The sequence below is a fragment of the Spirosoma luteolum genome (genome assembly GCF_054778875.1).
In genome coordinates this window covers 380,470-406,451 of the sequence record NZ_BAAGZE010000008.1, presented here as the reverse complement: position 1 = coordinate 406,451, position 25,982 = coordinate 380,470, and the positions used below count along the sequence as shown (strand labels likewise).

The following is a 25,982-nucleotide window of genomic DNA, read 5'->3' as shown; positions in this document are numbered from 1 at the left end:
AGCGCCTTTTTTGTGACGTGTAAATCTAATCTCAGGAAACGGCATAGCCCGTGTATTGCCGCAGATGTTCAGGGTGGAAACCCAGAACAATATCCTGCTTGGATACGCCCGCGGCAACAAGCGCTTCGGTAACCGAGCGATCGGTGTTGTCTTCCTGAATCCAGATTTTACCGGCAATAATGTCGATTCGGATGACAGGCTGGACAATATGTTTAACACCCTCCCAGCCGGTACTGACCAGCATATACCGGTCATGTTCAGTGTCGAAAACAACGTCGTCTTTCACCGGGCTGGTCTTGGAGTAGTCGGCATAGGCCAGTAGTTGACGACATACTAACTGGCGGTAGTGGCTTACGGTATCCATTGGACAATCGTTTCGTGGTCTTCATCAAAAATAAGCAAACTGATAGAGAACGTGTCGCGTACCAGTTCGCCGAATTCATTTTGAAACAGATTCACGTAAGCCCGTTGGGGTATTGCCAGGTAAATCATACGATCAGGCTGCTGCATGGCCAGTATGCGTTTGTAAAGTGCATACTGGCCAGCGGCTCCTTCCATATCCGCAACGGGCGAAACACTGAGGAAGCTTTTTATCTCGACAGCGATTTTTTCACCGCTCCGCTCCGCAGCAATGGTATTCCGCTCTGCACCTAAATCAACGTACAGCTTGCGGTCACCAAATTTCAGGAAGAGCGGGTCGTTGGTAATGACCCAGCCATCTTTCTCGAGTGCTTTTACAACCAGACTATGATACAGGTCCCGCGCTGACATGCTTTATTCCCTGATCAGGCTCACGCCGGTCATGACGGGAGGCTGGGGAACGCCCAGCAGCTGCAGAATGGTGGGGGCGATATCGGCCAGCTTACCGTCGTTGAGGGCGGGGCGGTAGTCTTTGTCGATCAGGATGCAGGGCACCAGGTTGGTGGTGTGGGCCGTGTTGGGCGTCCCGTCTTCGTTGACCATAAACTCTGCGTTGCCATGGTCGGCAATGATGATGGTGGTGTAGCCGTGAGCCAGGGCCGCTTCGGTGACCGCCTGGGCGCAGGCATCGGCCGTTTCGGCGGCTTTGACCACCGCGTCGAACACGCCCGTGTGGCCCACCATATCGGTGTTGGCGAAATTAAGGCAGATAAAGTCGGTGGCTTCGTTTTCCAGCTCCGGCACAATGGCGTCGCGGATATCGTAGGCCGACATCTCGGGTTTCTGGTCGTAGGTTTTCACCGGCACCACCGTGGCCACACCCTGCTCGTCGTAAACGGTCATTTCTTTAGGCGAGGGGCAGAGCAACCGTTTCTCGCCGGTGAAGGGCTCTTCGCGCCCACCCGAGAAAAAGAACGTAACGTGCGGGTACTTCTCCGTTTCGGCAATCCGGATCTGGGTGCGGCCGGCATCGGCAACGACTTCACCCAGCGTTTTTTCCAGATTATCTTTTTCGAAAATCACGCTGACATCTGTAAACTCATCGTCGTACTTGGTCATGGTGATGTAGGTGAGGGCCAGTTTCTTCATGCCCTGCTCCGGAAAATCCTTCTGCGTGAGGGCCTGGGTGATTTCGCGGCCCCGGTCGGTGCGGAAGTTGAAGCACAGTACTACGTCGCCGTCTTCGATCATGGCCACGGGCGATCCGTCGGCTTTCGACACTACCAGCGGCTTGATGAACTCGTCGGTTACGTTGGCATCGTACGACGCCTGCAGGGCCGCGATAACACCCTCGGGCGCTACAGGCGTGCCCACGCCATTGACCATGGCATCGTAGGCGATCTTCACGCGGTCCCAGCGGTTGTCGCGGTCCATGGCGTAGTAGCGGCCCACCACGCTGGCCAGCTGACCGGTAGTCTGGGCCATGTGCTGCTGCAACTCGGTCAGATAACCGATACCACCCTTGGGGTCGGTGTCGCGCCCGTCGGTGAAGGCATGTACAAATACGTTGGTCAGCTCGTGGGCATGAGCAATCGACAGCAACCCTTTGAGGTGTTCGATGTGGGCGTGTACGCCACCGTCGGAAACCAGGCCGATGAAGTGCACGTTCCTGCCAGCCGCTTTGGCCGCCGTCAGGGCATCGACCAGAATGGGTTCGGTATCGAGGGTGTGCTCTTCAACGGCTTTGTTGATCTTGACCAGATCCTGGTAGACCACCCGGCCGGCGCCGAGGTTCATGTGGCCGACTTCGGAGTTGCCCATCTGCCCGGCGGGCAGCCCTACAGCCAGACCCGATGCCTCGAGCGTGCTGTGAGGGTAGTTGGCCAGAACCGAATCGATGAAGGGTGTTTTGGCCGCTTTGATGGCCGAGACAGCCGGATTGAGCGGAATGCCCCAGCCGTCGAGAATAACGAGAATGACTTTCTTGTTCATGGGATGTAAGGAGCGAAAGAAAGAACGGGCGAGTCCAGGCTGTGTCGGTAGCCGCGTGTTGGGGTGCGTCCGGGGGTCAGCGTTTGGGGCGTTCGTTCAGGAGATACACAAGCAGTTGCCGGCAGCAGCGCAACACAATCTGATACACCTCTTCAAAAACCTCGGGGCCTTCGTAGTAGGGGTCGGGCACATTGGGCTGATCGTTGGTGTCGGGGTCGAATTCGCGCAGCAGAAAAATCGTGTCGGTCGTGTACAGACCCGTGCTGCGGTAGTTGAGTTTTTCGATGGCTTCGAGATTCTGCTCGTCCATCGCCACCAGGTAGTCGAACTGGGCCAGGTCGTCGCCCGTCATGCGCCGGGCGCGGTGGGTGAGGGTGAGGCCGTGTTCGAGGGCATTCTGGCGGGTGCGCAGGTCGGGCAGCTGACCGATGTGGTAGGAGGCCGTTCCGGCCGAGTCACAGCTGATCTGATCCTGCAGGCCCGCATCGGCCACGAGCGCCCGAAAGACGCCTTCGGCTACGGGCGACCGGCAGATGTTGCCATAACAGACGAAGAGAACGCTTATCATGCAGAGCGCGACGCGTTGATGGGTAAGAGCGCGTAACCACGATCGGGCGCAGGCCGGGCTATTTTTCGAGAGGCTCGTTCTGCGCGTCGACCACCACGAAGACATCTTCGGTGGGTTTTTTCATCAGGTACTTTTCCCGGGCGTACTTTTCGCGGAGCCGGTCGTTGCCCAGCACTTCGCGCCGGTCGGCCCGGATGGTATCGATCTGGGCGGTGTAGTAGCTCACCTCGTTTTCCAGCTCATGCAGCTTCCGCCAGTTCTGAAACTGGGTGATGAAGTCATTGGCGTCGAAGCACGTCATCCACAACAGCAGCCCCAGCGTGGTGGCTACGTAGAAGTTGCGCAGGTAGGGAAGAATCCGGCGGAGCATGGCGGTCGGGGGTTATCCGGTATAAGGTACGGGGGCTGATTGGCGGGTACTGCCGCAAACCAACCCCCGTCGACCCAAAACCGGCATTAGAACTTCAGGCCGGGGAAGTAAGCGGTTTCGCCCAGTTCTTCCTCGATGCGCAGCAGCTGGTTGTATTTCGCCATCCGGTCCGAACGCGAGGCCGAACCCGTTTTGATCTGACCCGTGTTGAGGGCTACGGCCAGGTCGGCGATGGTAGCGTCTTCGGTTTCGCCCGAGCGGTGCGACATAATGTTTTTATACGAGTTGCGCTTGGCCAGGTTCACCGTATCGATGGTTTCGGTCAGCGAACCGATCTGGTTTACCTTCACCAGAATGGCGTTGGCAATGCCTTTGTCGATACCTTCCTGCAGACGGGTCACGTTGGTTACGAACAGGTCGTCGCCCACGAGCTGGGTAGGCGTACCTTTCAGCGCGTCGGTGTGCAGTTTCCAGCCGTTCCAGTCGTCTTCGGCCATGCCGTCTTCGATCGAGAGGATGGGGTATTTGCTAACCCACTCTTTCCAGTAACCGGCCATTTCCGACGAGGTGAGTTTATCGCCCGTCGATTTCTTGAAGTGGTAGGTACCGGTGCTGGCGTCGTAGAACTCCGAGGTAGCGGCATCCATAGCCACCCACACGTCTTCGCCGGGGCGGTAGCCTGCTTTCTCGATGGCCTGCAGAATGATCTGGATGGCTTCTTCGTTCGAGGGGATGTTGGGCGCAAAGCCACCTTCGTCGCCCACGTTGGTCGACATACCTTTGCCTTTCAGTACTTTCTTGAGCGAGTGGAAAATCTCGGTACCCATACGCAGCGCAGCCGAGAAGGTCGGCGCGTTGGCGGGCATCACCATGAATTCCTGGAAATCGATCGAGTTATCGGCGTGCGAACCCCCGTTGAGGATGTTCATCATCGGTACGGGCAGCGTGTTGGCGTTGACACCACCGATGTAGCGGTAGAGGGGCAGACCGGCTTCCTGCGCAGCCGCTTTGGCCACCGCCAGCGATACGCCCAGAATGGCGTTGGCACCCAGCCGACCTTTATTGGGGGTACCGTCCAGATCGAGCATTACCTTATCGATCAGCGACTGATCGAAGGCCGAGATACCAACCAGTTCCGGATAGATCAGTTCGTTGACGTTCGAAACGGCTTTCAGCACGCCTTTACCGACGTACACGCTGTCATCCTCGTCGCGCAGTTCAACGGCTTCGTGCGTACCCGTCGACGCACCCGAGGGCACAGCCGCGCGGCCCAGGAAACCATTTTCCGTGCGTACGTCTACTTCAACAGTCGGGTTGCCGCGTGAATCCAGGATCTGACGGGCATGAATGCTTTGGATTGTACTCATTGCAAAGAATAAGAAGGGTTAACAACGAAAAAGCTAATTTTTTCGGCGCTGATTACCAGAATCATACTGGATCATGGCGCTGCCGGGGCAAAGTAACGAAATACGGCGCAAAAGTTCAGGCTCCGGTGGGCGCAAAAGGCCACCGGGCCGGCGGGTGTTTACCAATGGGTTGCAAAGCCGTCGGGTTTTTCGGTATTTAGCCACACGGCCGGGCTGGCAGCGTGTCGGCCCGGCCCGTTTGCCCGCCCGTCAGCGCTCTTTGCCCATTCGGCCCAACCGTCTGTCCCGCTCTCTTCATCGTGAACCGTCTGCTCCCCCTTGTTCTCCTGCTGCTGTGGCGTCCGTCGACCGTCGGGGCCGCAACCACGGCTCCTATTTTTCCGCAGCCCCTGAGCCCCCGGCTGGCCAACTACCAGATCGACGTGACGCTCGACCCGGCCACCCGGAAACTGACGGGCCGTGAAACCCTCACCTGGCGAAACCCCTCAACCGATGTGGTGCGCGAACTGCGGTTTCATCTGTACCTCAACGCGTTTCGCAACGATGAGTCGACGTTTATGCGCGAATCGGGGGGGCAGCTGCGGGGCGATCAGATCGATAAGTCGGGCACCGAGAGCCCCTACGGCTGGACTGACATCGTGTCGATGAAAACGGCCGCCGGCGAGCCGCTGGCGTTCGACTACATCCAGCCCGACGATGCCAACCGTGCCGACCGGACCGTGATTCGGGTGCCGCTGACCAAACCCGTCGGGCCGGGGCAGACCATTACGCTGTCGATTCATTTCCGGGCCAAACTACCCCGGATTTTTGCGCGCACCGGCTACAGCCGCGACTATTACCTGGTAGGGCAGTGGTTTCCGAAAATCGGGGTCTACGAGCCCGCCGGCACGCGCTATGCGACGGTGGGCGGCTGGAACTGCCATCAGTTTCATGCCGACTCGGAGTTCTACGCCGACTACGGGGTCTACGACGTAAACATCACTGCACCGAAGGCCTACTGGATCAGCGCGACGGGGCTGTACCAGTCCGAAAAAATCCACGCCAACAACACTAAAACGGTGCGCTACCACGCCGAAGATGTGGTCGATTTTGCCTGGACAGCCTCGCCCCATTTTCAGGTTGTGAACGACAAGTGGCAGCGGCCCGGTGGCGGGGCGGTGGCCATCGAGCTGCTGCTCCAGCCCGAACACGCCGATCAGGCCAAACGCCATTTCGACGCTGTGAAGGCCGCGCTGGCGTATTTCGACAAACACCTGGGCCGCTACCCCTTTCCGAATCTGACCATCGTCGATCCGCCCCTGCACGCCAGCGGGTCGGGCGGCATGGAATACCCTACGTTTATCACGGCCGGTACCAGCTGGGGAATGCCCGCCGGTTTGCGCGCGCCCGAAGTGGTTACGGTGCATGAATTCGGCCATCAGTATTTCATGCAGCTGCTGGCCAGCAACGAAGCCGAAGAAGCCTGGCTCGACGAGGGCTTCAACCAGTACTACGAAGGACGAATCATGGATGCGACCTACGGACCGAAATCGTCGCAGGTCGATCTGTTCGGCTTCCGGATGGGCGATCTGGAACTGTCGCGCGATCAATACGCGCACCGGCCCAACCCGGCCGTCGGCTCGTCGTTTGGCAACACCTGGCAACTGCCCAACGGCGAATACGGGGTGCTGACGTACATGAAAACGGCCACCTGGCTCCGAACGCTGGAGGGGCTGGTGGGCCGGTCGGTGATGGATGAGATCATGCAGACGTACTTTGCCCGCTGGAAATTCCGCCACCCCAACGCCAAAAGCTTTATCGACATCGTGAACGAGGTGGTGCCGAAGCGGCTGGGCAGCCAGTACGGCTCCGATATGAACTGGTTTTTTGCGCAGGCCCTCTACGGCGAGCAGGTGGTCGATTATCAGCTGCTGTCGATCCGCAACCGCACGGCCGGCGGTCGGCGGGGCGAGGTGGTGGTGCAGCGCAACCGCGATGGCCAGATGCCGGTGGAGGTGCTGGTGCGGGTAGAGCCCCGGCCGGGCGCTGCTCCCGTCGACCGGCTGCTGACCTGGAACGGTATCGACCGCCGGCATACGTTTACGCTGCCCGGCCGGGTGCTGTGGGCAAAGGTCGATCCGAACGAGAAGGTGTTTATGGACGTTAATGTCAACAACAACAGCCTGACGCTGTCGCCCTCGTCGGCTCCGGCGGCCAGCCTGGCGGTGCGGGTCCTGTTCTGGGTGCAGAACTGGATGCAGTGGCTGGCGTGGCTCGCCTGATTGGCGTTCTTTATCGATCTTTTGACCTATCTGAACAGGCCACCCACCGCGCTGGCCCCCGCTGATGACGTTTACCGAACTGGTTACTTATATCGAAGCCTCGGGCTTTTCCACGCTGACCGCTCACCCCGATGGTCTGCAGCCCTACCTGACGGTGCCGGCCGATCAGCTCCAGCCCCTTTGCCTGCTGCTGCGTAACGACGAACGGTTATTCTTCGACATGCTTTCCTGCGTGACGGGCATCGACAATGGCCCCGTGGCCGATACCATGGAGGTGATCTACAACCTGTGTTCCATTCCGTATGAACATACGCTGATGCTGAAAGTGGTGGTGCCGCGTACACCCGTCGGTAATCGCCTGCCCGCCGTACCTACGCTGACGCATCTCTGGCGCACCGCCGACTGGCACGAGCGCGAAGCCTACGACCTGCTGGGCATCCGCTTCGAGGGACACCCCGACCTGCGCCGGATTCTAATGCCGGCCGACTGGGTGGGCTACCCGCTCCGGAAAGACTACGTCGAGGCCGAGCAGTATCACGGTATTCAAACAAAGTAAGGCGCTGACGTGTCGTGTCAGCACGGGGTCGGCGCCTGGCCCCGTTTCGGTTTTTCAATTCACTCCGTCCATGCGTGGTCTTTTTGTTCTGTTAACTGCCAGTTTGCTGGCAACCCCCCTGTTTGCCCAGACCGATTCGGTGATCGTAACCGGCCGAATCCGGAATCTGTCGGCGCGGCTTTACCGCGATGCCCCCACGGTGCTGATTGCCCGCAACAACATCCTGCAGGCCAGCCGCGAGCTGGTGCGGCCCGCCCCGCTGGCGGTCGATGGGTCGTTTCGGGTGGCTGTTCCGCTGATCTATCCCCAGGAAGAACTTTATTTCAACTACGGCCGCATCTCGACGGCCTTTCTGGCGGTGCCGGGCACGGTAACCATCGACCTCAATGCCGATTCGCTGTTTGCTACTTCGGTGCCGTTTCAGTTCGGGGGGGCTAACGCCCGCATCAACCAGGAATATGCGCGGTACAAGGCTTTCGAAGCGACATACACCGGCACGCCCAAACCCGAAGCGCTGTCGACGGCTATCAGCGGACCCGTAACGGTGCGTTCGTTTACTACCCTGACAGATGCCTACGGCAAAGCCCTGGCCGCGTTTCGGCAACGGCAGCCGCTGTTACCGCTGACCGATCGCTGGCTTGGTTCGGTCAATACATACAACGCTGCGGCTTTTTTCTACGACCGGCTGATCTACGGCGGGGGCGAGGAGCCCGATGCACTGGGCGACCAGCTGCGTCCGGCCAGTGATCCGCTGCTGACTGGGGCACGGGCTATTGCTATGAACCGCTTCGCAACCTACGCTACGCAGACCATAAACGAAGATGCTGCGTTGCAGCGCGGGGCGGGGCTGTCGGTGCAGAAGCTGGCCCAGCTGCTGCTGCGGTTTAGCCCCCGGCTTAGCGAGGCCGAGCGGCAGCGATTGAACGAATTTTCGACCCGCAACGAAGCCCGTAATTCGGATTTGCGCTTTTTCGATGGACTCGTCAAACGCAGCAACGACACGATCCAGCGCCTGATCAACTACGATCTGCTGATCCAGCGTGCCACAACCAAGTTCGATACGCCGTCGGTGAACTACCTGACCGCCTACTGGCTGGCCACATCGCTGCCGGCCCTAACCATCCGGCAGGCCAATGTGCTTTATGCCTACGCCCGGCCCCGGATCACGGAGTCGACGCTGGGGCAGTCGCTGGACGAACTGTACCGGCTCGAAACCGGCGACAGTACGGCCGTGTGGGCGGCCAACAGTCGGCTGGCCAAAGCGGGCCCGTCGGTAGCGGAGCTGGAGGTGAGCCCCGGCGTATTCGTGACCCGCAACGCGGGCGCCAGCGGGCAGGGTCTGTTCGACCAGGTGGTGAATGCCAACCGGGGCAAGCTCATCTACGTGCTCCTGACCACGCCCGATACCGAAGCGGGGCGGCAGGCAGCTCTGGATGCCCAGCGCCTGCGCGATGCCTACAGCGCGCGCGACATGGCCCTCATCTACCTGCCCGACACGAGCACCAACCCGGCACTGTGGCCCGAACTGGCGACTCGCAACAAGCTGGAAGGCGATCACCTGCTGCTCACGGGCGACCAGCTTGCCGACGTGGCATCGCGGCTGCGCAGTGGCGACGGCGTGAGCGGTACATTAATCAGCCGGGTTGGTAAGATCATTAAACGAAACGCGCCCTTGCCGGGCGCGTTCGAAGAGGCTAAAAAGTTGATCGACAGGAATTTGTAAATGCCTTATAAGATTGCGTATAGCAGGATGGCGATAATGAGGGCGTAATTAATCAGGATAAGCGGGTACTGACCCGGATACATCAGCAACATAAATCCCATCGATAGTAGCAGCGATACCAGCCGGGCAGGCCATGCTAAGGATGTAGGTGTTTCACTGTGTAGTAACCGGTAGGCGTTAGCCAATGCGAAGGCGATAAACCCACTCATAATTGCTCTGATAATTGCGCGCTGCCGTCTATTCATACTAGTCAACGATCTTATCACAAACCAACTCTCTACTTCGCCCACCACAGTTTGGTTTGCATGGTGTTGGCGCCACCCATCTGGGTCAGGGCAGTTTTGAAATTGGTGTTGTTCAGATTTTCTTCCGATGAGGGGTAGGGCAGCCGCGTCGGAATCACGTTGTTGTTGTAGTTGATTTTGGGCACCATCAGCGCCGGCACACCCGTCCGGCGGTACTCGGTCCAGGCTTCGACACCCTGTCCGAAGAGGGCAATCCACTTTTGTTCGAGCACCTGCGTCAGGGCCGCATCGCCGGTTTTGAGGGCCGTAGCGGTCAGGTAAGCGGCTGGCGTGGTCAGGCCGTAGTAACTCATCGACGCCTTGATACCGTCCTGATAGGCTGTGGCCGCATCGCCGGCGGCCGTAATGCCTTTCAGTGCCGCTTCGGCCCGGATGAAGTTTAGCTCGGCAAAGTTCATCAGCACACCGGGCGTGGTTTCCTGCACGAAGTACGTGCCGATTTTAGAGGTCTTGGTGAGTCCCAGCGCACTGGCCTCAGAGTTCGACAGACCGTTCGGAACGCCTTTGTACTCGCCCGTTGCGGCCGTTTTGCTGACGAAGACCGGCAGCCGCGGATCGGCCAGCGCCACCAGCTTGTCGACCATCGTATTGCTTACCCGGTGATCGTCGCGGGTGCGCCGGTTCTCGTTGATCGGGTTGTTGTTGGGCCGGGCCAGATACACCAGTTGCGCCCCGTCGGTATTGGCGGTCATAACCGGGTATTTGGTCGGGTCACTCAGAATGCGCGTCATCTCCGCCTTCGGGTCGATGGTCAGGCCGGTTTTGCCCACCATTCTGTTGAGCAGACGCAGACTGAGCGAGTTGGCAAACTTTTTCCACTTGGTCATGTCGCCCGCGAACAGGATGTCGCCCTCGGCCGACACGGCTTTGCTGTTGATCAGATCGCTGGCCGTTTTAAGGTCGGCCACCAGCCCGGCATACACGTCTTTCTGCATGTCGAATTTGGGTGCTACCAGGCCGCTCGTAGTGCCTTTCAGCGCTTCGGAGTAGGGAATATCGCCGTACACGTCGGTCAGGATCGAAAACACGTACGATCGCATGATGAGCCCGATGGCCTGGTAGTTCTCGTTGCCCGAGGCTTTACCCAGTTCGTAGATTTTCTGAAAATCGGCCTGCGACTCGTTGTAGAGGTTGCGCCAGGGCAGATCCTGCGTGTCGCTGGTGAAGCTGAACTGATCGATTTCGGTGTACTGGATCCGGGCCATGTGCTGCGCCCAGTCGCTGCCTACGTCGAGGCCCAGCGTGCCAATTACCCCGTTGACAGCCGTGTAGATTCCGTGGGGCATGAGCCGCTCGGCCGGCACGCTGGTTGGGTCGTTGGGATTGATATTGGTTTCGTCGAATTTCGAGTCGCAGCCAGTGAGCAGGCTGAGCGAAAGAGCGAAAGAGAGAAAGAGCGATTTCTTCATCGTCATGATCGGTTTGTCGGCGTCTGTGGGTTGAGAAATCAAAGGCCGAAGGTCAGATTGAAGCCCATGCTGCGGGCCGAGGGGGTGTTGCCGCTCTCGAAGCCCTGCACGTTGCCGTCGCCGTAGTAGCTGGTTTCGGGGTCGATGTGGGGAATGTTTTTGTAGAGCAGCGCCAGGTTACGGCCCACCAGTGAGAAATTCACGTTGCGGAAGGGGAGCCGGCCAAACCACTTCTGCGGGAAGGCAAACCCCAGCCGTACCTCGCGCAGCTTCACGTAGCTCGCGTCGAAGATGTAGTTCTCGTTGACGTTCCGGTTGTAGTAGTTGTGGTAATAGTCGTCGGCAGCGGCCACCACGGTGGTGTTGGGCGTGTAGGTGAACGTACCGTCGGCGTTGGCTTTTTCGACCACGCCCTGCCCGACAATATTGCCTTCGCGGCCGGGCAGCGTTTCGGCCAGCACACCCGTGTAGCGTCCGATGTTGATGCCCTGCGAGAACACGTTACCGCCCCAGCGCACATCAATGAGTGAGCTGAGCGATACCCACTTGTAGGTGAAGGTGTTCTGAAACCCACCCGTCCATTTCGGCATGATGTTGCCCACCACTTTCCGGTCCGACGCCATGATGGGGTAGCCCTGGCTGTTGAAAATCAGGTTGCCGCTCGGGTCGCGCCGGTTGTAGGTGCCGTAGAAATTGCCGTACGGATCGCCGGGGCGGGCTTCCAGAATCACGTTGCGCAGCAGCGTGCCGGTGTTGATCTGATAGGTCGACAGCCCTCCCAGATCGACTACCTGCGAACGGTTCCGGGCGAAGTTGATGCCCACGTCCCAGCGGAAGCCACCGGCACTTTTTACCGGAGCCCCCGACAGCTCGATCTCGAAGCCGCTGTTACGGATGCGCCCGGCGTTGATCACCGAGTTGTAGTAGCCCGAACTCTGGGCCACGTTGGCCTGCAGAATCTGGTTTTTGGTGTTTTTATCGTAGTACGTGAATTCAAACTGCAGCGCGTTGTTGAACAGCCGCGTCTCCATCCCAAACTCGACGGCCGTCGTGATTTCGGGCTTCAGGTTCTGGTTGTAGATCAGGTTGTTTTCGGAGAAGGTGGTGGTGCTGCCCCAGGCCGTTTCGGCGCTGTAGACCTGCAGGAGGTTATAGGGGTCGGTGTCGTTGCCCACCATGGCGTAGCCCCCGCGCAGCTTGCCGTACGACAGCACGTTCGACTGCAGATCGAGCAGATCGGTCAGAATCAGGCTGGCCGATACCGAGGGGTAGAAATAGCTGCGGTTGTTGGCGGGCAGCGTGCTCGACCAGTCGTTACGGGCGGTCAGGTCGACAAACAGGTAATCGCGGAACGACAGCGAGGCCGAACCATACAGACTGTTGACGCGCTTGTCGGTGGTGCGGCCCAGTACCGTCGGGCGCGACTTGGCGTTACCGATGTTATACAGGTTCGGAATGGTCAGCTCCGACGCGTAGAGGTAGTCGCGCTGGGTCACATTGCGCCGGGCGTTGCCACCCACCGAGGCTACCACGTGGAAATCGCTGAACCGCTTATCGGCCGTCAGCAGAAAGTCGCTGTTGGTTTCCCGCACATACACGATGTCTTCAGTATAATCGCCGTTGGGGAGGCCCACGCCTTTGGCCCGTTTCGTTACGCGCCGGTCGGTCGAGAAGTCGGTGCCGGTGCGGCCCGTCAGCGACAGCCAGTCGGTGAGTTTATACGTGGCCGTTACGTTGCCGATGATGCGGTCTTTATCGTTGGCGTACTTGAAATAGTTGAGGGCGTAGGCCGGATTGTTCCAGTAGTTGGCGTTCCAGTTGCGCTGCACGGGCCACTGTGCCGGGTCGGTCCCGTCCACAACCGGGTTGGCTTTCAGGTCCTCCAGGTCGACCTGCCGACCAAACCAGATCCAGTAGAGGTTCAGGTTCTGCCGGTTGTCGGAGCCGTCTTTGATGTAGTTGATGCTGGTCCGGACGTTGAATTTCGGGGTGAAATTCCAGCCGGCGTTGAACGAAACGTTCTGCCGCTTGTAGTTGGTGTTGGGCAGCATTCCCTTCTGGTAGAGGTTGGTGTAGCCGATCCGGAAATCGCCCTTGTCGCTGCCGCCGGTGAGGGCCACGCTGTTGGTCGTTGTTACGCCGGTGTCGTAGAAATTCTTCACGTTGTCGGGCCGGGCTATCCAGGGGGTCGCCTGCCGCACACCGTTGACCACGGGCGAGTTGTACTGCGGAATCAGGCGCCCGTCGAGCCGGGGTCCCCAGCTCTCGTCGACACCGTCGTTGACGCCACCGCCCAGGCCATCCACGTAGCTGAACTGCCCCTTCAGCCCCTGGCCGTATTCGTTCTGGAAATCGGGCAGGCGCAGCGGGTTGTCGAAGGTGGTATTCGTATTGACCGACACGCCGATGTTTTTGCTGGCCGATCCCCGTTTGGTGGTAATCAGGATAACCCCGTTGGCCGCCCGCGAGCCGTAGAGAGCAGCCGCATTGGCCCCTTTCAGCACCGAAATGTTGTCGATATCGTCGGGGTTGATCGACGAGGCTCCGTTACCATAGTCGGTCGTTACGTTGTTGGTATTCGAGGTCGAGCCGGGGGTGACGTTGTAACTGCCGTTGTCGATCGGTACACCATCGACCACGAAGAGGGGCTGGTTGTTGCCGCCAATGGAGTTGGCACCCCGAATCAGGATCCGCGACGAGGCCCCCGGTACGCCATTGGTCGAGGTGACCTGCACCCCGGCAATTTTACCCGACAGCGCATTGACCAGGTTGGTTGGCCGGGCCTGCGTAATGTCGCCCCCTTTCAGTTCCTGCAGGCTGTAGCCCAGCGCTTTCTTGTCGCGGGCAATGCCCAGGGCCGTTACCACCACCTCCTGCAGCTGCGACGCATCGTCGGCGAGGGTAATGGTAAGCTGGGTCTGGTTGCCAATGGCTATCTCCTGGCCGATAAAACCGATGTACGACACCGTCAGGGTGGTGTTGGGCTGTGTGCTGAGCGAGAAGGCTCCGTCGGCATCGGTTACGGCACCCACCGACGTGCCTTTGATCAGTACGTTGGCGCCGGGCAGGCCTTTGCCGTCGGCTTTAGACAGTACGCGGCCCGTAACGACCCGGCTGGATTGCGCGTAAACGATCGACAGGGGCAACAGCCATCCGACGAGTAACACCAGCCATACCGACGATTTGTAGGGGTTTTTCATACGTGATCGAGCGATTTGTGATTAGTCAGGTTGTATTGTTTTTGCTGAATTTAGTGGTGCGATATAGTGTGTTCAAAGTGTTTTTTAATTTATTATTTGGCATTTATAAATAATTGTAAAATTATATTGGCTTAATGCTATTTTGGTCAGAATGAATTGATACTGACTGGCTTAAGTAACCTGATGGCACGCTGTTGGGTATGGGCCCGGTTTGAGCCGGTATGAAACAATAGCGCCCGGCCCAATACCAGAGGGTATCAGACCGGGCGATGGGCCGTTGAAATAGTATGTCCTGGCGGGCCTAGTCGGACAGTACAGGCTGCGACGGAGCCGGGTCGGGCGCGGGTGGGGGCGTGCCGGCATCGGCAAAGGCCCGGGCCATCTTCGCCCGGTCGAAGGCTTTCTCGTTGTTGGCCAGAAAAATGGTGGCCACGGCATTGCCGATGAAGTTGGTGATGCTGCGGGCTTCCGACATAAACCGGTCGACGCCCAGCAGCAGGGCCAGTCCCTCCACCGGAATAACCCGTACGGCCGTGAGCGTACTGGCCAGCACGACAAAGCCGCTGCCCGTTACGCCGGCCGCCCCCTTGGAGGTCACCATCAGAATACCGATGATGGTCAGGATCTGCGACCCGGTCAGCTCAACGCCGAACACCTGGGCCAGAAAGAGGGTCGCCAGCGAGAGGTAAATCGTGGTGCCGTCGAGGTTGAACGAGTAGCCCGCCGGTACCACCAGCCCCACTACGGGTTTGGCGCAGCCCATGCGTTCGAGTTTTTCCATCAGCGCCGGCAACGCGGCTTCCGACGAGGAGGTACCCAGCACAATCAGCAGCTCTTCTTTGATGTAGCCCAGAAAGGCCCACAGACTGACGCGGTAATAGCGCAGAATGGCGTTGAGTACCACAAAGACAAACAGAAACATGGTGGCGTAGACAGTGGTCATGAGTTTGGCCAGCGGTAGCAGCGTGGCAATGCCGTATTTGCCAATGGTGAAGGCCATGCCGCCAAACGCGCCGATGGGCGCAAACCGCATTACTACGTGTAATCCGTTGAAGACCCATTTCGAGGCTACCGTCAGGGCGTTCAGGATGCGTTCACGGCCGGCGTAGCGGCTCAGAAAAATGCCGATGACGATGGAGGCCAGCAGTACCTGCAGCGTCAGGTTGTCGGCCAGGAATTTCCACCACGAGAAGGCTTCGGCGCGCTGCGTGTACTGCCCGATGGCGCTTTCGTTGAGCGTGCCGGTCGAAACGCCCTCGCCGGGCCGAATCACATTGGCCACCACCACCCCGATCAGCAGCGCCAGTGTCGTCACGATTTCGAAGTAGAGCAGTGCCTTGCCGCCCACGCGGCCAACTTTCTTCAGGTCGCCCATGCTGCTGATGCCCAGCGTGATGGTCAGAAAAATGATGGGGTTGATGAACAGCTTGACAACGTTGATGAACCACTTGCCCAGAAACTCCATCTGAACGGCCGTAGCGGGGGCAAAATGACCCAACAGCGCCCCCGACACGATGGCGGTCAGGACCCAGAAGGTGAGGTTGGTGACGATTTTTTTCATACACAGGTTACTGTAGACAACGATAGATCAGAAAGAGAACAGGCAGGGACAGTGGAATACCGATGCCGACCATCTGCGCGGCCAGCGGGGTATTGAGCCGGTAGCGACTGACCAGAATGGCGGCCGTGTTCATGGGGCCGATGGCCGCGCCCAGAATGCATAGGTCGGCTACGTAGTCGTGCCGTCCCAGCAGGCCCCGCACCAGCCCGGCAATGAGCAGGGGGGCCAGCAGCAGCTTGAAAACAAGCCCCAGCGCCAGCGCCGACCGGTCGGCCGGGGCCACGCGCAGGTTGAGCTGCAGCCCCACCGTCAGCATGGCCAGCATCGAAAAAGGGGCGCTCAACTGCTCGAGTACGGCCCTGACCACGGGCGGGTGGTGGTAGCCCAGCCCGTTGGCCACCAGCCCGACCAGAAAAACCGGGAAGGGCGGAAACCGCAGGATGTTGCCCAGCAGGGTACGCGCCGACGGGGGGGCGGTACTCGTGTGCCAGCTGGCCACCACCACGCCGAGCGTCATAGCCACCAGAAAGGTACCGGCCTGGCTCATCACCAGCGCCATGGCCAGTCCGGCTTTGCCGTAGAGCAACTCGAAAATGGGAAAGCCCACAAACGAAACGCTACTGATGCCACCCGTGAGCTGCAGACTGCCCAGCGTAGCCCGGTCGGGAATGGGGCCCGGTGAACCCGCCAGCCGGGCAACGCTCCAGAAAAACAGCAGGCCCACCAGAAATAGCAGCCAGGGCGTGAGTGTCGGTAGCCAGAAGGCTTTCGAGAGGTGCATGTCGGGTATGTAACGCAGGGTCAGGGCCGGGATGAAGACCGTCACCAGCAACTGATTGATGACCTGCGATGCCGTAGGCGGAACTACCCGGCCGTAGCGCAGGCCCGCGCCGGTCAGCAGGCACACCAGCAGCAGAAGCAGATTGACCATCGGCAGGGAGCAGTAGCCCGGGGGCAGTTTAAACAGGAATCGGTTTGGGCTCCGGCCTACCCGTGTCTGGGTAACCGCCGGAGCCCTTAGTCAGACGTTACGTATGGCGCAGCCGTTTCGGCGGGCGGGGGGGCGGCTCCCGACGCCGGATCAGGTACACAAACTGAATGGCCTGCGCCTGACAGATTCCCTGAAACTGGGTGTAGGGTGGCATGGCGGCCAGGTTAATGAGCGTAGTCTGCATGGCTAGAAATTGACGGTTAGATTGCCGTAGTAATAGGTCCCGTTGAAGCCAAACTGGTTGGCGTTTCGGGTGTAGGGTACCTGCCCGTTGCTGTAGGAAGCATAGTTGGCGAATACCTTGTCGGGGTAGACATTGAAGAGGTTGTTGCCACCCGCCGTCAGCGACAGCCGCTTGCTGAAGGCATAGACCAGCGACAGGTCGACTACGTTTTTGCCGCCGAACGTCTGCGCGCGGTGGGGCAGCCCCGCTGGCTTTTCCCAGGCCGTCACGGCACCGAAATACGTCGAGCGCAGGTTGATGGTGAGTTTGTTCAGCTGATAGTTCAGCGAGAGCAGCACTTTGGTGCGGGGCTGACTGGTTTCGATCAGGGCGCGGCTTACGGTGTCGATCAGCAGAATGGGCGCCGTGGTGCCGGCCTGCAGCTGCGCGGGGGTACCTTTGGTGCCCACAATGCGGGTTTTGTTGACCGTGAAGGCGAGGCTGGCGGTGAAGGCATTGCCCTTGCGCAGGGTTTGCCGGAACGACGTCACGAAGTCGACACCCCGCGTCTGGGTATTCACCTGGTTGGTAAAGAACGTGATTTCCTGCAGACCCGTAAACAGGGGTTTCAGGGCGGCAATGTTGGCTACGCGCAGGTTCTCGGTAATGATGATGCGGTCTTTGATGTCGATCTGGTAGGCATCGAGCGTAAAGAGCAGGCGGTTGCCGGCGGCCTTGGCCGTCAGGCCCAGGTTGTAGTTCCAGGAGGTTTCGGCCTTGGGGTCTTCGATACCGATCTGCGCCAGCCGCGGGTCGGCGTTGGGGATTTCCTTGGTCGACGATACCACGCCATTCTGCACCGTGGAGGTGGTAACGGCGTTGGCGATCTGCTGGAGCAGGGGCGCCCGGAAGCCCCGGTTGATGGAACCGCGCAGCGAGAAATTATCTGTCAGCTTGACGCGCGTGGCCAGCTTGCCCGACAGGTTGCTGCCAAAGTCGCTGTAGTTTTCGTAGCGCAGCGCACCCGTCAGCAACACCCGGTCGGTGAGGTCGCTCTCCACATCGGCGTAGAGGCCAATGTTCGAGCGGGTGCGGTTGGTTTCGTCCGAGAGGCCAATGCCTACGCGCCCCTGCGAGCCGGGAATCTTGTTGTTGGTAGCCGCCAGCGGCCCGACCGAATAACTGGCCGGATCGCCGGCCGTGAGCTGAAACTGGTCGACACGGTACTGCGTGCCGAGGGCCAGGCTCAGGGTTTTGGTACCCAGCACGCCAAACAGGGTTTTGTTGAGGTTGATTTCGCTCACACTTTGCCCGAACCGGATCCGCCCCACGTAGAACTCTCTGGGCGAACTGGCGCCCAGCGATGCGTTGGTCGAATTGGTTACGTTCTGGTCGAGGTAGTTTGAACCGTAGCCGGTGCTGATATCGATGTTCCAGCCCTCGGCCACTTTTTTGCGAACGCCCACCACGGTCGAGTAATCCTCCACCGTACCCGGCAGCTGGGGGGTAAAACCGTCGGGATAGATAGCGGGGTTGGTGGTGCCCACCGTGGGGATCGCCGTCCGGAAAAAGCCCAGCGCGTTGATGCGTTTGCGCGAGTAGCCCCCAAACGAGTAGAGCGACCAGGTTTTTGAGAGCGTGATGCCGGCGTTATAGAACAGCTGCCCCGACTTCATGGCGTTGCTGCCGTACTGCGTAACGCGGAACGTGCCGTAGGGCCCATACACCCCCCGTGCTTCGCGGGCGGCTTCGTCGGTGGTTTTGTTGGTCGTGTAGATACCAGTATAAGCGCCACCAGTTACGGGCTGCGGGTTGTAGGGGTCAGAGCGGTCGGTGCCGCCTACGTCCTGATAACTGCCGGTCAGGTTCAGGTAGCCGGTTTTGCCCAGCCGGAACCCGTAGTTAAGACCAGCCGTGTAGCCACCGCCGTCGCCCTGGCTCGTTACGCCGTACTGAATCTGGGCCGTACCCGTACCGACCGATTTTTTGAGGTTCAGGTTCACAATACCGGCAATAGCGTCGGAGCCGTACTGAGCGGCCGCACCGTCGCGCAGAATTTCCAGCCGCTCCACGGCCAGGGCCGGCACAGCGTTCATGTCGGTCACAACGGTGCCTTTCCCCACCGTTACATTCAGGTTGACGGCGGCAAACTGGTGCCGGCGCTTCCCATCAACCAGCACCAGCATCTGATCGGGCGAAAGGCCTTTGAGCGAGGCCGGATCGGCGTAACTGGCCACACCGTTGATGCCGTTTTTGGCCGAGTTGAACGATGGCGACGTAAACTGCACCTGCTGACTCAGCTCGACCTGCCCCGTCGACTGCAGCTCTTTGGCGCTCAGCACATCGACCGGTACGGCCCGTTCGACATCGGTGCGGGCTACACTCGACCGCGATCCGATCACGGCTACTTCCTGCAGCGTGGCCTGGCTTTCGTCGAGCACCACATCGACCGTTGTCTGGCCCGACAGGGTTACTTCCTGATTTTTGTAGCCGATAAACGAAAAAACCAGTGTCTCGCCGGCATTGGCGTCGAGCCGGTACTGGCCCTGCGCGTCGGTGGAGGCTCCACGCGTTTTACCCTTGACCGTTACGTTGACACCGGGCAGCGGATCGCCGTTTTTAGCCGTCACCTTGCCGGTGATGGGGCTTGCGGCCGGTTCGGCGGCTTTGACGGGCTCGCCGTCGGCGTTGAGTACGATCTGCTGGCCCACCACCCGGTAGCTGATGTTGAGCGGGCTTAGCAGCAGGTTGAGCACGGCATCGAGCCGCTGATCCTGCGCCGATACCGACACCAGACGGTCGGCCTGAATCACCTCGGCACTGTACATAAACCGAATGCTGGTCTGCTGCTCCAGCCGCGTCAGAATGGTGCGGGCGGGCTGATCGGTGGCACTGATCGATACCCGTCGGCTCAGTACTTCCTGCGCGCGCCCCTCGCGGGCCAGCGATACGCTGACGAACAGTAGGGCCAGGCACAGCTGGCATAGTGAACGTTTCATAAATGCCTGCAGCAAAGCTGGTAAAGTTGACTGTCGATGCATAGGTTTGATGGTTTTTGTTGTGGTTTTGGAAAACTGGGCAAAAACAATCCCTACCACCGCTTATCGGTGCTATGCTGGTCGGCAGCAGTAGGGGGCATGGAAGCCGGTGATGGTGGAGCATCGCCGGCTTTTTTTATGGACAGGGCAGCCCGGGGCCGCCGGACAACTAGGGCGCACCGGGCCGGGCCGACGATCGGCAGCCGCGGCTGTCGATCACGACCTGACCATCGATGATGTCATATTGGGCGTGGGTTACTTCACTGATCAGCGCCAGCTTTTCGTAGAGCGACTCGTTGGTCAGCCGGGCGGTCAGGGTGCAGTTGGCCAGGGCCGCTTCGTCATACACGAAATCGACGCCGTAGGCCTGCTCAAGCTGTTGAAAGACCACCGGCAACGGGGTGTCGGCAAACTCGAACCGGGGGGACTGGCTGGCCGGCGTGAGCAGGACGGGGTCTTCGGCCAGGGTTTTCACCAGCCGGGCGTTGGCTGCGTAAAACACCGCCCGCTGGTTGGGTACCAGCACCACCGCATTCGACAGTTCGGCCGCGCTGGTCGTAGGGGTCGACCGGCTGAAGACCGATACTTTCCCCGTTCGGACGACCACCGACGTATTGGCTGTGCCGCCGTAGGCTTTCACCCGAAAACTGGTGCCCAGCACTTTGGTAATCACCCGTTCGGTTACGACCAGAAAGGGCTGATCGGGGTGGCGGGTTACGTCGAAAAACGCTTCGCCCGTCAGCTGTACCTCGCGCTTGGTCCGCGCAAACCGGCGCGGATACCGCAGAAAACTGCCCGGTTCGAGCGTCACCCGGCTGCCATCGCTGAGTGTCAGCCGGATTGGGATGCGGGTATTGTTCATCCGAACCGTCATCAGCTCTACCCGGTCGGGGCGCCCTGCCGACCACTGCCAGAGCCCGTAGCCAAACAAACCCATGAGTAGCACGGCGGCAGCCGCAGCCCGAAACCAGCTTTGCCGAACGAGGGGCAATGGGCGGACAGTGGCGGTGGGGCGGGTGCGGGCGTCGATCTGCTGCCACATCCGGGCCCGTAGCGCATCCTGTTCGTCGGCATCGGTGGGCTGTTCGGCATCGGTACCCAGCGTGTCGTACCAGGCCTCGACCCGGCGCGCATCGGCCGGCGACGCCTGACCGCGTCGGTATTGTTGGAGCAGTTGTCGAAATTCAGAAGGCGTCATTCAGGGGGCGAGCCGCCCAGATGGGCGCTCATAGTGTAAGTCGGTCAGTGAGCCGGTTTGCCCTGAATGATTTTATTGAATCATGGAAAGTTTATAGTACGGTTGTGTATTCTGTCTGATTATCTTTTTATAGTTATATTTCTTCGGCTAGTTGTATAAGAGCGGCAATCGTTGCGATGTCGCGGAGTTGAGCCCGTACGGCTTTTAGCGCCCTGGCCAGATGATACTCGATGGCTTTTTCGGAAAGTCCCAGCCGATCGGCGATTTCAGGGATAGACAATTGTTCGAAGCGGCTGAGCCGGAATACGAGCTGTGATTTTTCGGGCAGGGGGCGCAGCGTTTCTTCGATGGCATTGGTCAGGTCGCGCAGCCCAAGTGTATCGGCGGGTGGTTCGCTGGTTTGCAGCAGAAACGACTCGTAGTAGCTTATAAAGCGCTCCTGCACCCGCTGCGACTCGATGCTGTCGATGACCGAGAAGCGCAGCGCACTGAACAGGTACGGGCGCAGCTGCTGAATGGTGGTGCGGTGGCGATTGGCCCAGAGACTGACAAACAGCTCCTGCACCAGTTCTTCGGCCCCTTCGCGGGAGCGTACCTTCTGGTAGGCCAGGCGGTAGAGGGCACTCCAGTAGCGGTCGTAGATGGCCGCGAACGCGTCATGGTTTCCCGCCTGCAGCGCCGTCAGCAGCAGGTCGTCGCTGGTGAGTGACGAAAAGGAAGGTGATGAAGCAGACATGAGGAGCAGCTACGCGGAGAACCTGAGCAAATATACTCATTCTGTCGAATTGATACTATTTGATGAATAAGTAGGGTAAAAGCAATGGCGTAACCCATGCCTGGGCTACGCCATTGTGTACTCGACCAGCCGCATGGCTCGCCGGTATGGGCCAGCGCCAGCCAGGGGGCCAGCGCCTTACAAGCCGTGCTGGTCGAGCAGATACACCAGGGCGGCCATGGAAGCCGCTCCCAGCTCCAGTTCGCGCTGGCTCACGGCCTCGAACCGGTCGACAGCCGTGTGGTGGTAATCGAAGTAGCGCTGCGAATCAGGCTTGAATCCAAACAGGACCGTGCCCTGCTGCGCCAGCGGGCCAATGTCGGCCCCGCCACTGCCCGCGCCGATATCGGTCAGGCCGTAGGGTTCGAGCAGGGGTTTCCAGACCAGTGCTTTGGCCCGCTGTTGGGGCGTGCCCACAATACCGAACCCGCGTGGGGTAAAACCGCCATTGTCAGATTCGACGGCGGCCAGGTGCTTTTCGTTGTTCTGTTTGGCCAGATCGGCGTATTTGATGCCGCCACGCAGGCCATTTTCCTCGTTCATGAACATGACGGCCCGGAGCGTACGTTTGGGCCTGATGCCGAGGGCTTTCAGTACCCGCAACACTTCAATGGCCTGCACACAACCCGACCCGTCGTCGTGCGCTCCCTCCGAGAGATCCCACGAGTCGAGGTGCCCGCCAACCACAATGATCTCGTCGGGTTTTTCGGTGCCCTTGAGCTCACCCACCACATTATAGGATTTGGCGTCGGGCAGGGTTTCACAGTTTTGTTTGAAATAGAACGTCAGACTCGGGTCGGCCTGCAGGGCCTGGCTGAGCCGGTCGGCACCGTTGGTGCTGATGGCCGCCGTCGGAATAAGCGGTACGCCCGTGCCGTAGCGGGTGCCGCCCGTGTGCGGGTTGTCGTCGCGTACGTTGGTCATTGACCGGACAATGGCCCCCACGGCGCCCAGCTTGGCGGCTTCGGTGGCGCCGTTGGCCCGCTGATCGACCGCTCCGCCGTAGGCGTCGAAGGTGTTGATTTTGGTGGGGTCCATGGGGCGGTTGAAGAATACGATTTTACCCTTCACGTTCGCGGTGCCGAGAGCCCGCAGTTCCGGAAAGGATTTGACTTCGACCACACCGGCCTGCACACCTTTCGGGCCGGTGGCTACTGAGCCGCCCAGTGCCGCAATGGGCACCGTTACTTTCTGCCGCCCGGTCTGAAAATAGGCTTCTTCTTTGGCCCCCCGTACCCAGTGGGGCACCATAACTTCCTGCACGAACACCCGATCGAAGCCCTGTTGCTCCATCAGCTGCCTGGTCCAGTCGACCGCCTTTTGGGCGCCGGCCGAGCCACTGAGCCGGGGCCCGATCTGTTTGGTGAGGTGCCGGAGCCACTCGTAGGATTTGCCCTGTCCGAGGGTTTCGTTATAGATCCGGCGGATGGCGACCGAATCCGGATTTTGGGCCAGTGTAGTGCCGGCCAGCAGCAGGCCGAGAAGCGTACCGATTGATTTCATGCAGCGAGGTTGTATTCGTGAACGGGCAACATACAAAAAGGCCCGGTCTTCTGCCAATATCCCTTCTTCGACGCGCCCGGTCGGCCGCATGCGCTTCGGCTGTGTTCCCGGGCCGGACCGGTATGCAGCGTTCGTCCGCCTGCGCCCCGAACAACCGCAACGTGGCCCCACATGGACTACCGCCTGCCAAAACTGCCTGCCCACAAAAGAGCGACGCCCGGCCACTCTCAGGAGGAGTGGCCGGGCGTCGCTTTTCTTGCGTCTTTCCTCGAGTTATCAGCGACAGCCTACATGTTGATGGCCCGGTTGTCGGTAGCGGCCAGACAGGCTTCTTTGAACGCTTCGGTGTAGGTCGGGTGGGCGTGCGACATCCGCGAGACGTCTTCGGCCGAGGCCCGGAACTCCATCGCCACCACAGCTTCGGCAATCATATCGGCGGCCCGGGGGCCAATGATATGAACGCCCAGGATTTCGTCGGTTTCTTTATGCGCCAGCACTTTGGCCAGCCCGTCGATATCCATACTGGCCCGCGCCCGGCCCAGCGCTTTGAATGGGAACGACCCCGTTTTATAGGGAATGCCCTCGGCTTTCACTTCTTCTTCGGTATAGCCCACGGCAGCCACTTCCGGCCAGGTGTACACCACGTTCGGAATCAGGCGGTAGTGGATGTGGGGTTTCTGACCCACGATGGTTTCGGCAATGAACGTGCCTTCTTCCTCGGCTTTGTGGGCCAGCATGGCGCCCCGAATCACGTCGCCCAGGGCGTAGATGTGGGGTACGCTCGTGCGCAGGTAGCTGTCGACTTCGATCTTGCCCCGCTCGTCGGTTTTGAGGCCGGCGGCTTCGAGGTTCAGCCCGTCGGTATAGGGCCGGCGACCCACCGACACCAGGCAGTAGTCGCCATTGAGGGTAATCGACTTGCCATCGGGCGTATCGACACTGACAACAACGTCATCGCCCGTGTTTTCGACCTTGGTTACCTTGTGTTTGAAGTAGAAGTCGGCACCGAGCTTTTTCATGGCCCGCTGCAGCTCTTTCCCCATCGTTTTGTCCATGGTCGGAATCATCGAGTCGGCAAACTCCACGAACGATACTTTTGCACCCAGGCGGGCGTAGACCGAGCCCAGCTCAGCCCCGATTACACCCGCCCCGATCACGATCAGGTGCTTGGGTACTTCGGTCAGGTTGAGGGCTTCGGTCGAGGTGATGACCCGCTTCTTGTCGATGGGCATCGACGGAAACGACATGGGCTTCGAGCCCGTGGCAATCACGATGTTCTTGCCTTTAATGGTCTGCTCGCTGCCGTCGGCCTTGGTAATTTTGATGGTGTGCGGATCAACGAACGAGCCCATGCCGTGCAGTTCGTCGATCTTGTTTTTCTTCATCAGGAACGTAATGCCCTTGGTCGTCTGATCGACCACGTTTGTTTTGCGGGCAATCATCTGGGCCAGATCGACCTGCAGGTCGGCCAGTTTGATCCCGTGTTCGGCGAAGGTGTGGGCCGCGTTGTAAAAATGTTCCGACGAGTCGAGCAGGGCCTTCGACGGAATACAGCCTACGTTGAGGCAGGTGCCGCCCAGGGTGTCGTATTTCTCGATGATCGCCGTTTTCAGGCCCAGCTGCGCGCAGCGGATCGCCCCGGTGTAACCACCCGGTCCTGAGCCGATAATAATTACGTCGTATTCCATGGTCAGATTAGAGATGTTGGGTTTTCGGTTTTCGGTCCACAGTTTTCAGAAAGCTAATCGCCATTCAGCGATAACCGGAAACTGTAAACTGAATCCTGTAAACCATACATATGCTTAGCATTACGGGTGCAAATTTGGTTCACAATTCGATTGACTAAACCGATTTCCAAAAATTCGTGTTGCAGAACCGGCGGGGCCCCTGTTTACTGGGTTTCGTTTTGTGCCTATTTATGCGACTAGTCGTCTCCGTCTGTGCTGGTTTGGCGTTGCTCCTGAGCGGGTGTAACGAAACCGCGCAGCTCAACCAGCCCCCCGTCTATTACGACGTAGCGGGCTTTGTTCACCAGCAGATCAAGGCGCTTTCGGCGGCTAAGCCGCTGGTAAAGAAGTCGGTACTGGTCAACGAAAAGCGCGACGAGCACACGACCCGAACCATCAACTGGACCCGCGAACTGGAACTCTTTACGCAGGTCGATATCAACAAGCCGGCGCTTCGTACCAGTTACCAGATCAGCCGCCCCGATTCGCTCACGTACCAGTACACGCTGAAGCCGACGGAAGAAAAACTGACGGTGCGGTCGCTGCTGGTCCGGATCGATCCGGCCACCCGCAAACCCCGGCATATCGAGGCTGTGCTGCGAACCAGCAATCCGCTTTATTCGTCGGAGCGGCACCTGACCCTCGACGGCGGCCCGGCGGGCGGGCAACCCTGGGGCATTAGCCACTACCGGCTCGACGGCTACCAGAAACTGGCTTATTTCGATAAAAATACGTTTACGGTCGATGGACGGGTAAACTAACCAGACGGCGGGGCGCAACTTGGCAAAAAGTTGCGCCCCGCCGGCGTATTGCCCCGACCATTTCGACCCGCTTTGTCTACCTTTGCATACCCATTGTCTGCGGCCCGGACCGAACGAAAGTAAGGCCCGACCCGTTACGACTCCATCAACCTGA

General features: G+C 59.6%; 20 protein-coding genes. 4 read left to right on the top strand and 16 right to left on the bottom strand.

The genetic code is table 11. The annotated features are described in order from the left end of the window. Positions 1–31: 31 nt before the first annotated feature. The 6 genes from ACYVAC_RS15605 to eno all read right to left on the bottom strand — a co-directional run bounded on the left by ACYVAC_RS15605 (position 32) and on the right by eno (position 4,657). Entirely contained in the window at positions 32–364 is a 333-nt protein-coding gene (locus tag ACYVAC_RS15605) for an element excision factor XisI family protein (RefSeq protein ID WP_461098676.1), read from the bottom strand. After that, the gene (locus ACYVAC_RS15600) at positions 352–771 is read right to left on the bottom strand and encodes an element excision factor XisH family protein (RefSeq protein WP_461098675.1); all 420 of its coding nucleotides are present in this window, start codon (positions 769–771) and stop codon (positions 352–354) included. Before ACYVAC_RS15600 ends, ACYVAC_RS15605 begins: the two co-directional genes overlap by 13 nt. Positions 772–774: 3 nt before the next feature. Beyond that, on the bottom strand, positions 775–2,352 hold the full coding sequence (gene gpmI / locus ACYVAC_RS15595) for a 2,3-bisphosphoglycerate-independent phosphoglycerate mutase (RefSeq protein WP_461098674.1): 1,578 nt from the start codon (positions 2,350–2,352) through the stop codon (positions 775–777). A 76-nt stretch (positions 2,353–2,428) separates the two neighbouring features. Then, entirely contained in the window at positions 2,429–2,920 is a 492-nt protein-coding gene (locus tag ACYVAC_RS15590) for a low molecular weight protein-tyrosine-phosphatase (protein ID WP_461098673.1), read from the bottom strand. 58 nt (positions 2,921–2,978) lie between these two features. Next, entirely contained in the window at positions 2,979–3,290 is a 312-nt protein-coding gene (locus ACYVAC_RS15585) for an FtsB family cell division protein (protein WP_461098672.1), read from the bottom strand. A gap of 86 nt (positions 3,291–3,376) precedes the next feature. Further along, positions 3,377–4,657 carry a phosphopyruvate hydratase gene (gene eno, locus ACYVAC_RS15580; RefSeq protein ID WP_461098671.1) on the bottom strand — a complete coding sequence of 427 codons (1,281 nt, stop codon included), beginning with the start codon at positions 4,655–4,657 and terminating at the stop codon, positions 3,377–3,379. 299 nt (positions 4,658–4,956) lie between these two features. Here eno and ACYVAC_RS15575 point away from each other — a divergent pair, with 299 nt between their 5' ends. From ACYVAC_RS15575 to ACYVAC_RS15565, 3 genes are all read left to right on the top strand, one after another. Beyond that, entirely contained in the window at positions 4,957–6,918 is a 1,962-nt protein-coding gene (locus tag ACYVAC_RS15575; RefSeq protein ID WP_461098670.1) for a M1 family metallopeptidase, read from the top strand. Between the two features lie 64 nt (positions 6,919–6,982). Continuing rightward, the gene (locus tag ACYVAC_RS15570; RefSeq protein ID WP_461098669.1) at positions 6,983–7,474 is read left to right on the top strand and encodes an NADH-quinone oxidoreductase subunit C; all 492 of its coding nucleotides are present in this window, start codon (positions 6,983–6,985) and stop codon (positions 7,472–7,474) included. Between the two features lie 70 nt (positions 7,475–7,544). Next, a complete protein-coding gene (locus ACYVAC_RS15565; protein WP_461098668.1) occupies positions 7,545–9,197 on the top strand; it encodes a hypothetical protein in 1,653 nt (550 codons plus the stop codon). A 277-nt stretch (positions 9,198–9,474) separates the two neighbouring features. On the opposite strand, the gene ACYVAC_RS15560 is transcribed toward ACYVAC_RS15565, so the two are convergent. From ACYVAC_RS15560 to lpdA, 10 genes are all read right to left on the bottom strand, one after another. Then, positions 9,475–10,911, bottom strand: a complete 1,437-nt coding sequence (locus ACYVAC_RS15560; protein ID WP_461098667.1) for a SusD/RagB family nutrient-binding outer membrane lipoprotein — start codon at positions 10,909–10,911, stop codon at positions 9,475–9,477. Between the two features lie 38 nt (positions 10,912–10,949). Continuing rightward, the gene (locus ACYVAC_RS15555) at positions 10,950–14,111 is read right to left on the bottom strand and encodes a SusC/RagA family TonB-linked outer membrane protein (RefSeq protein WP_461098666.1); all 3,162 of its coding nucleotides are present in this window, start codon (positions 14,109–14,111) and stop codon (positions 10,950–10,952) included. 301 nt (positions 14,112–14,412) lie between these two features. Then, positions 14,413–15,672, bottom strand: coding sequence for a cation:dicarboxylate symporter family transporter (locus ACYVAC_RS15550; RefSeq protein WP_461098665.1), 1,260 nt, complete (start codon positions 15,670–15,672; stop codon positions 14,413–14,415). Positions 15,673–15,679: 7 nt separating this feature from the next. Then, complete coding sequence (locus tag ACYVAC_RS15545; protein ID WP_461098664.1) at positions 15,680–16,603, bottom strand: AEC family transporter; 924 nt, start codon at positions 16,601–16,603, stop codon at positions 15,680–15,682. A gap of 97 nt (positions 16,604–16,700) precedes the next feature. Continuing rightward, complete coding sequence (locus tag ACYVAC_RS15540) at positions 16,701–16,847, bottom strand: hypothetical protein (protein ID WP_461098663.1); 147 nt, start codon at positions 16,845–16,847, stop codon at positions 16,701–16,703. Between the two features lie 2 nt (positions 16,848–16,849). Further along, entirely contained in the window at positions 16,850–19,825 is a 2,976-nt protein-coding gene (locus tag ACYVAC_RS15535; protein ID WP_461098662.1) for a TonB-dependent receptor domain-containing protein, read from the bottom strand. 208 nt (positions 19,826–20,033) lie between these two features. After that, on the bottom strand, positions 20,034–21,062 hold the full coding sequence (locus tag ACYVAC_RS15530) for a FecR family protein (protein ID WP_461098661.1): 1,029 nt from the start codon (positions 21,060–21,062) through the stop codon (positions 20,034–20,036). A gap of 133 nt (positions 21,063–21,195) precedes the next feature. Beyond that, positions 21,196–21,798 (bottom strand): RNA polymerase sigma-70 factor, encoded by a 603-nt coding sequence (locus ACYVAC_RS15525; protein ID WP_461098660.1) that lies wholly within the window; start codon positions 21,796–21,798, stop codon positions 21,196–21,198. Between the two features lie 177 nt (positions 21,799–21,975). Further along, complete coding sequence (locus tag ACYVAC_RS15520; protein ID WP_461098659.1) at positions 21,976–23,340, bottom strand: M28 family peptidase; 1,365 nt, start codon at positions 23,338–23,340, stop codon at positions 21,976–21,978. A gap of 287 nt (positions 23,341–23,627) precedes the next feature. Next, positions 23,628–25,028: a dihydrolipoyl dehydrogenase gene (gene lpdA / locus ACYVAC_RS15515; RefSeq protein WP_461098658.1), complete on the bottom strand. Its 1,401-nt coding sequence runs from the start codon at positions 25,026–25,028 to the stop codon at positions 23,628–23,630. Between the two features lie 260 nt (positions 25,029–25,288). On the opposite strand from lpdA, the gene ACYVAC_RS15510 reads away from it, so the two are divergent. Beyond that, complete coding sequence (locus tag ACYVAC_RS15510; protein WP_461098657.1) at positions 25,289–25,828, top strand: hypothetical protein; 540 nt, start codon at positions 25,289–25,291, stop codon at positions 25,826–25,828. Positions 25,829–25,982: the final 154 nt, after the last annotated feature.